Genomic DNA, 7,989 nt, shown 5'->3' on the forward strand with positions numbered 1-7,989 from the left:
CTGATCGCCATCGGCGCGCTCGCCGCCGCGCTGGTCGCCGGCGGCCTGGCCCTGGCCTTCGGCTTGATTCCAGCTTTCCATTCCGCGCCGGTGGGCACCCTGGAAGCGCCGGCAAGCCCGGAAGTGGCTCGTGATCTCAAGCGCCCGGACGCGCTGATCGAGAGCGCCTCCCTGAGCCAACTGCCCAAGGCCGTGCTGGAAGTGCCGCTGCTGCGCGACGTGCTCACCGAGGACTTCGTCTTCTACTACGAGAACAACGCCGACCGACTGGGCCTGACCGGCACCCTGCGGCGCATCGTCTACGAACACGACCTGACTCTGAAGGACAGTGTGATAGAGGAACTGCTCGACCAGCCGGCCCAGGTCGCCCTGTGGCGCGGCGCCGACGGCCGCCTGCGCGACTTCATGGTCGTGCTCAAGCGCGGCGGCCTCGCCAAGGTCCTGGAGCCGCTGGCCAAGGTGGCGGCCGACGACACCCAGCTGAAGAAGGTCTCGGAAATCCAGGTGAAGGGCAGCGCCACACCGGTGTACAGCCTGCGCTACGGCGCCGAAAAGACCCTGCTGTTCGTTTCCCGTGGCGACCAGATGCTGGTCCTGTCGAACCCGAAGATGCTCTTCCCCCATCCGGACTACGACAACCTGGGCGAGCCCGATGCCGCCGTTGCCAAGGATCTGGGCACTGCGCTGGAAGGCGAGCCGCTGTTCGCCAAGGACTTCTCCCTCGAGCCGCGCGGCGATCTGAAGCAACGCATCACCCTGGGTGCCGGTGTGCTCGCCATGGGCTATCAGCGCTTCATCCCGACTTTCGCCGGCGTGCGCTTCGAGCAGGGCAAGGACGGCTGGCACAGCTACCTGGCGCTCAATGAAGTCGCGCGCCAGCCGGATCTGGACTTCGCCCCCGTCTGGCAGGCCATGCCCATGGGCGCCAGCGCCTGCGTCGCGCTGCCGGTCACGCCGGGCCTGTACGACAACATGCTGGTGAAGCTGGGCGCCGAGCAGAAAATGGCCGCGGCCTTCTCCGAACACCTGTCCGGCGCAGCCGGCCTGTGCTGGTACCCGGACTCGCGCCTGCACTCGCCGTTGCTCGCGGTGAAGCTCGACGCGGCCGCCAGCCCCGAGCTGGACGAGGAGCTGGGCAAGCTGTTCGGCAGCATGATCGGCGCCTACGAGGCCAATGTGGAAGGCGGTGCCTTCGAGGTGGAAAGCCGCACCGAGGGCGATGGCCGCCTCTGGCAGCGCCAGGTCAGCTCGCGCTTCGGCCAGTACCCGGCCAGCGAGGCGGAGAATCCCGACCAGGTCAGCGGCAACGGCTTCTTCCGCGTCGGCCTGCTGCGCGACGGCAACACCCTGCTGTTCTCCATCGATGACAAGCTGCTCGACAAGGCCCGCAACACCCTGGCCAAGCGCTATCCGCCGCTGGCCGACGTGCTGCCCAAGGACGCCCTGGTGCCCGCGTACCTGGCGCCCAAGACGCTGTCCGAACTGCTGCAGCGCGAGACCCTCGACAGCCTGCCCCAGGACATCGAGCCGGTATTCCGCAACGCCGCCGACACGCTGCTCCTGCCGCGCCTGAAGACCCTTGCCGGCAACGGCTCCTACGCCCTGACCCTGCCGGCCGGCAGCGAGCCCGGCGGTGAGTGGGAGTGGCTGCCGCTGGAATGGAAGGCGCTGTGATCCGAAGGCCTTTCACGCTGCTCGCAGGTCTGCTCGTCGCCACGCTGGCGCACGCGGTCGAGCCTGCGCTGGATGCCCAGCAGACCCAGGTGTTCCGCGCCTGGTTCGTGCGCATCGCCGAGGAGCAGCTGCGCCGCGGACCGAACCCGCGCTGGTACCAGCAGGACTGCGCCGGCCTCGTGCGCTTCGCCGCCAACGAGGCGCTGAAGGTGCACGACGCCAAGTGGCTGCGCGCCAACGGCATGTCCAACCGCTACCTGCCGCCGGAGCTGGAACTCTCCGACGCGCAGCGCAACCTCGCGCAGACCTGGCAGCAGGGCGGCGGCAAGACCGGCCCCTACGTCAACGCGATCAAACTCATTCAGTACAACAGCCAGCTCGTCGGCCGCGACCTCAACCAGGCACGGCCCGGCGACCTGATGTTCTTCGACCAGGGCGATGACCAGCATCTGATGATCTGGATGGGCCGCGACATCGCTTATCACACCGGCACTCGTACGGCGACCGACAACGGCATGCGCTCGGTCAGCCTGCAACAACTCATGACATGGAAGGACACCCGATGGATACCCGACGAATCCAATCCCAACTTTATCGGCGTCTATCGCTTGTCCTTCCTGACCCGATGAACGCGCTGCGCGGCATTGCCGCTGCCATGGCGTGCGCCGGCCTGCTCGCCGCCGCGCCGGCGATCGTGCGGGCGGACGACGACGTTCCGGCGAGCGGCTACTCGCCCATGGCGGGCGAGTCGTTCTTCCTGCTCGCCGACTCGAGCTTCGCGTCCGACGAGGTGGCCAAGGTGCGCCTGGAAGCGCCGGGCCGCGACTACCGTCGCTACCGCATGGAGCCCTACGGCGGTGCGGACATCCGCGTCTACCGCATCGACCAGCCGCTGGACTTCCTCAAGCGCCAGAAGAACCTGCACCGGGTGCTGTCCGAAGGGCAGTTCAAGGGCGAGGGCCTGTCCAACACCCTGGCCTATCTGTGGGACAACTGGTACCGCAAGTCGCGTCGGGTGATGCAGCGGACCTTCTCCTACGAGTCGCGCCAGCAGGTCACCGAAGTGGTGCCCGAGCTGAAGATGGGCAACGCCATCGCTGCGCCGACGCCCTACGACGCGCAGCCGCAGTACGCGCCGATTCCCGGCCTGCCGATGGTCAGCCAGTTCCGCTATCCGCTGTGGGATGCCAAGCCGATCCAGCCGCCGAAGGAAGTCACCCTGGCCGGCTCCTCCAGCGAGTTCATCAACGTCGCTCCGGGCAACGTCTACGTGCCGCTGGGCAAGCTGAAGCCCGGCCTGTACCTGGTCGAAGCGCTGGTCGGCAAATACCGCGCAACCACCGTGGTGTTCGTCTCCAACAGCGTCGCGGTGAGCAAGATCGCCGGCAATGAACTGCTGGTGTGGACCGCGCGCAAGCATGAAGGCACGCCGGTGGGCGGCGCCAAGGTGCTGTGGACCGACGGCCTGGGGGTGATGAGCAGCGGCAGCAGCGACGCCGACGGCCTGCTGCGCCTGCAGCACGTCAGCCCCGAGCGTTCCTTCGTGATCGGCGAGGACGAGGAGGGCGGCGTCTTCGTCTCCGAGAACTTCTATTACGACAGCGAAATCTACGACACCAAGCTCTACGCCTTCACCGACCGCCCGCTGTACCGTCCGGGCGACTGGGTGTCGCTGAAGATCGTCGGCCGCGAGTTCAAGAACTCCCGCGAGTCGCAGTCGCCGCAGAGCGCGCCGCTGCGCCTGTCGGTGATCGACGCCGCCGGCACCACGCTGCAGACCCTGGACCTCAAGTACGACGCCAGGAGCGGCACCAACGGCCGCTTCCAGCTGCCGGCCAACGCCGTGGCCGGCGGCTACGAGCTGCGCTTCGACTATCGCGACCAGACCTACAGCAGTGCCTTCCGTGTCGCCGAGTACATCAAGCCGCACTTCGAGATTTCCCTCGATCTGGCCAAGCCGGACTTCAAGACCGGCGAGCCGGTGAAGGGCAACCTGATCCTGCTCTACCCGGACGGCAAGCCGGTGGCCAACGCGCGCCTGGAGTTGAGCCTGCGCGCGCAGCAGTTGTACATGGTGGACAACGAACTGCAGTACCTCGGGCAGTTCCCCGTTGAGCTGAGCAGCGCACAGATCACCACCGACGACCAGGGCCGCGCTGCGCTGGACCTGCCGGCGGCGGAGAAACCCAGCCGCTACATGCTTACCGTGTTCGCCAGCGATGGCGCTGCGTATCGGGTGAAGACCAGCAAGGAAATTCTCATCGAGCGTGGCGCCGCGCGCTACCGCGTGAGCGCGCCGCAGCGCTTCAGCGCCGCCGGCGACAAGGTCGAGTTCAGCTACGCCGCCGAACAGCAGACGCAGATCCAGCCGGCCGCCTATCGCTGGCTGCGCCTGGAAGACCGCAGCAGCGGTGACGGTGCAGTGGAAAGCGGCAAGTTCGCCATCACCTTCGACAAGCCCGGCACCTACAGCGTCGAGCTGCGCGACAAGGCCGGCCAATTGCTTGGCGGCACCGGCCACTCGGTCAGCGGCGATGGCGTGAAGGCCGTGCCGGGCACCGTGGAAATCGTCCTCGACAAGGCCGAGTACAAGGCCGGCGAAGAGGCGCTGGCGCTGATCACCTTCCCCGAACCGGTGGACGATGCTCTGCTATCGCTGGAGCGCGACAAGGTCGAGGCCACCGCGCTGCTGTCCAAGGGCGGCGACTGGCTGAAGCTGGAAAAGCTCAACCCGACCCAGTACCGCGCGCGTATCCCGGTGAAGGCCGAGTTCTCGCCGAACCTGACCTTCTCCGTGCTCTACACCCGCAGCGGCGACTACAGCTTCCAGAACGCCGGCATCAAGGTAGCGGTGCCGCAGGTGGAGATTGCCGTCAGCACCGACAAGGAGCGCTACGAGCCGGGCGAGACGGTCACCGTCAATCTCGACACCACCTACGCCGGCAAGCCTGTCTCCAGCCACCTCACCGTGAGCGTGGTGGACGAGATGATCTACGCGCTGCAGCCGGAAATCGCGCCGGGCATCGACCAGTTCTTCTACCACCCGCGCCGCAACAACGTGCGCACCAGCGCGAGCCTCGCGTTCATCAGCTACGACGTGGCACTGCCCGGTACGCCCAGCGCGCCCGGCCGCGCCAACCGCAGCGAGCGGGGCGTGAAGGTATTGGAGCGCCCGCGCCGCGAGGAAGTCGACACCGCCGCCTGGGAGCCGGAGCTGGTTTCCGACGCCAACGGCAAGGCCCAGTTCAAGTTCCGCATGCCCGACTCCCTGACCCGCTGGCGCATCACCGCCCGCGCCATGGATGACCAGGGGCAGGTGGGCCAGAAGAAGCAGTTCATCCGCTCCGAGAAGCCGCTGTACCTGAAGTGGAGCGGCCCGAAACGCTTCCGCGCTGGCGATGCGCCGGACCTTGGCCTGTTCGTCTTCAACCAGGGCGAGCAGGACACCAAGGCCGAACTGCTGGTCCGCGCCAATGGCGCCGAGAAGCCCCAGGCGCTGGCCCTCAAGCGCGGGGTCAACTACATCGCCCTGCCGCAGCAGCCGCTCAACGATGGCGACTGGAGCGTCGAGCTGCGCCAGGACGGCCAGGTGCGAGACAGCATCCGCGTGCACTTCAGCCTGGTGGCTGACAGCTGGCAGGTCCTGCAATCCAGGCCGCTGCAGGTCAACGCGCAGAACACCCCGCTGCAATTGCCCGCGGATGCCCGCGATGTCAGCCTGCGTCTGGACGATAGCGCCCAGGCCCTGCTGCGCGGCAATCTCGACTCGCTGCTCGACTACCCCTGGGGTGGCGTGGAGCAGACCGCCAGCCAGCTGCTGCCGCTGAGCGTTGCCTATCCGATGCTGGCGGGCGGCGAGCCGCGCGTGCGCGATCGCCTGCGCCTGATCATGCAGACCAGCCGCCTGCGCCTGGTGCAGATGGCCGGCCCGGATGCCTACTTCACCTGGTGGGGCGGCGAAGACAACGATGCCTTCCTCACCGCCTACGCCTACTACGCCGACTGGCATGCCAGCCGCGCGCTGGAAATCCAGCTGCCGCCGGACCACTGGCAGCGCGTGCTGGAACTGTACTCGGCGCGTGCCAGCGCCACGCCGCTGCTGCAGCGCGCGCTGATCCTGGCCTTCGCCCGCGACATGAAGTTGCCGGTGCAGACCCTGGTCAGCGGCCTGCTGACCGATCTGGAGAATGCCGGCGCCGGCGAGGCGGCGAAGTCGGTGAACGACTTCGACAGCGATGACAGCCTGGTCATGGGCCGGCCGGACTCCGAACTGGGTCTGGCGGTGGCGCGCGTGCTGACGGCCAGCCTGGCCGAGCAGAATAAAGTCGCGCTGCCTTCCGGATTCGCCAAGCAACTGGATGGCGCGCGCCTGAAGCTGAATACCAGCGACCAGCCGTTCGCCCGCGCCGTGCAGCTCTACAGCGGCACCGTGGACGCCAGCCGCGCCCGCGCATTGCTGCAGAGCCTGGCGCCGCAGCAATCCACCATCGAACGCGCGCTGGCGCTGACCTGGATGCAGCGCGCCGTGGCCGATGCGCCGGCTGCCGAGCTGCCCAGGCCGGTCGCAGACTGGAAGGAAAGCCACAGCACCACCGGCGACGCCTTCTGGCAATGGCAGGGCAAGGAGGTGCCCGCGCAGCTGGACCTGAGCGCCGCGCCTTCGCGTCCGCTCAACGCTTCCGTGACCTTCCGCAGCGCCGAAGCGCCGGCCAGCCAGCTACCGGTGACCATCAAGCGCCGCCTGCTGCGCCTGGTGCCCGGGGAAGACGCCTTCGCCTTCAGCGCCGAGGCACTGGGCGACAAGCCGCTGTCCAGCGACGAGCTGTATCTGGACGAAGTGACCCTGACCACCGATCAGGCGCAAGCCCTGCGCTACGGCATGCTGGAAGTGCCGCTGCCGCCGGGCGCGGACGTCGAGCGCACCACCTGGGGCCTGCAGATCAGCGGCCTGGGCGGCGTCGAGGCGACCAGCCTGGAGCGCGCGCGCAACGAGCCGGGCGACCTGTTCTACGGCGTGCCGGTGGACACCCTGGGCGGCGAGCTGCGCTTCCGTCATCTGGTCCGCTTCTCGCAGAAGGGCGAGTTCGTCCTGCCGCCGGCGCGCTACCAGCGCCTCTATGCGCCGCAGGAACAGGCGCTGGAGCAGCAGCCGGCCCTGGCGAAGATCAAGGTCCAGTAATGCGCGCGCGCTTCGCCGGGCTGATCCTGCTGTTGCCGCTCTGCGCCCTCGGGGCGCAGGAGTCGGCGCAGCTGGCCTGGCGCACTGCGCAGGGCGATGAACTGCTGCGGCTGGGGTCGCAACAGGTGCTCGACCGCCAGCCGCTTCCCGCCGACCTGCGTGCGCCACTGGGCAGCCTGTGGAAACTGTTCGTCTATTCCTGGCTGAGCGATACCGGCCAGCAGGAACCGGCCTATCAGTGCCGCGGCGAGAGCAAGGAAGAGGTCTATTGCTGTTCGGCCGGGCAGAGCATCGAGCGCGACGCGGCGCTGGTGAAATCCTGCGGCCTGTACTTCCAGCCGCAGCGCCTGGGCATCGACGGTTCTGGCTGGCGGCAGTACTGGCAGGCGCGGCATGCGCCGGCCTGGATCGCCCAATTGGACGAGCTGGCGCCGCAGACTGAGGTGCCGGTCGCCGAGCTGCTCGATCAGCTGCAACACCTGCCAGCCCAGGAGCAGGCGCGAAAGGTGTTGCTCGATGTCAGCCTTGCCGCCGACGACGGGCGCGCTCCTGCTGCCCTGGGTGGACGCCTGCGGGTGAAGACCTGGAGCTGGGACGAAGGCGGGCGGCGAGAGGGTGGCTTCGCCGGCTGGCTGGTCGACGGTACGCCGGTCTGGGCGCGCGGCCCCGGCACCAGCAAGACGGTGCTGGCCAGGTACGGCAACGCCATCGGTGCCGCGCTGCCGGCGCCGTGGCCCAGCGATCCGGGGCGTTGCGTCGAGGTCGGGCTGTTCAGCCGCTATCCGCTGAAAGAGGTCTACGACGCGCGTAACCAGCCCGCCGCCGAAGGACTGCTGACGGGTCGACAGAATGTGCTGTTCGCCAATGGCGTTCGACTGGACGTGAACAGCAGCGGCGACCTTTTCCTTGAGCGCGATGGGCAGGGGCCGCGCCTGACTGCCCGCCTGTCCCGCGAGGAATACGTCGCCCGCGTGCTCGACCGCGAAGCCTCTGCCACGCCGCCGGAAGCGGCCAAGGCGCTGGCGGTGACCATCCGCACTTACCTGTTGCAGAACGGCGCCCCGCGCGGCGACTGCCTGAGCATCGACGACAGCAGCCAGCGCCAGCGCGTGGCGCCGTTCTGCAACAGGTAAGTG

The 7,989-nt window shown here is 68.1% G+C and carries 3 protein-coding genes and 1 pseudogene; all 4 read left to right on the forward strand.

Features of this window, described 5'->3' with window-relative positions:
- Entirely contained in the window at nt 1-1,674 is a 1,674-nt protein-coding gene (locus ACCC94_RS25570; RefSeq protein WP_413352424.1) for a DUF2138 domain-containing protein, read from the forward strand.
- Complete coding sequence (locus ACCC94_RS25575) at nt 1,659-2,303, forward strand: DUF1175 domain-containing protein (RefSeq protein WP_413352426.1); 645 nt, start codon at nt 1,659-1,661, stop codon at nt 2,301-2,303. The genes ACCC94_RS25570 and ACCC94_RS25575 overlap by 16 nt, the downstream gene beginning before the upstream one ends.
- The gene (locus tag ACCC94_RS25580; protein ID WP_413352425.1) at nt 2,300-6,853 is read left to right on the forward strand and encodes an alpha-2-macroglobulin family protein; all 4,554 of its coding nucleotides are present in this window, start codon (nt 2,300-2,302) and stop codon (nt 6,851-6,853) included. Before ACCC94_RS25575 ends, ACCC94_RS25580 begins: the two co-directional genes overlap by 4 nt.
- Nucleotides 6,853-7,971: pseudogene (locus ACCC94_RS25585) on the forward strand (DUF2300 domain-containing protein); the annotation flags it as partial. The gene ACCC94_RS25580 and the pseudogene ACCC94_RS25585, both read left to right, overlap by 1 nt.
- Between the last annotated feature and the right edge of the window lie 18 nt (nt 7,972-7,989).

This window comes from Pseudomonas sp. Pseusp97, from assembly GCF_047304025.1.
Classification (GTDB): domain Bacteria; phylum Pseudomonadota; class Gammaproteobacteria; order Pseudomonadales; family Pseudomonadaceae; genus Pseudomonas.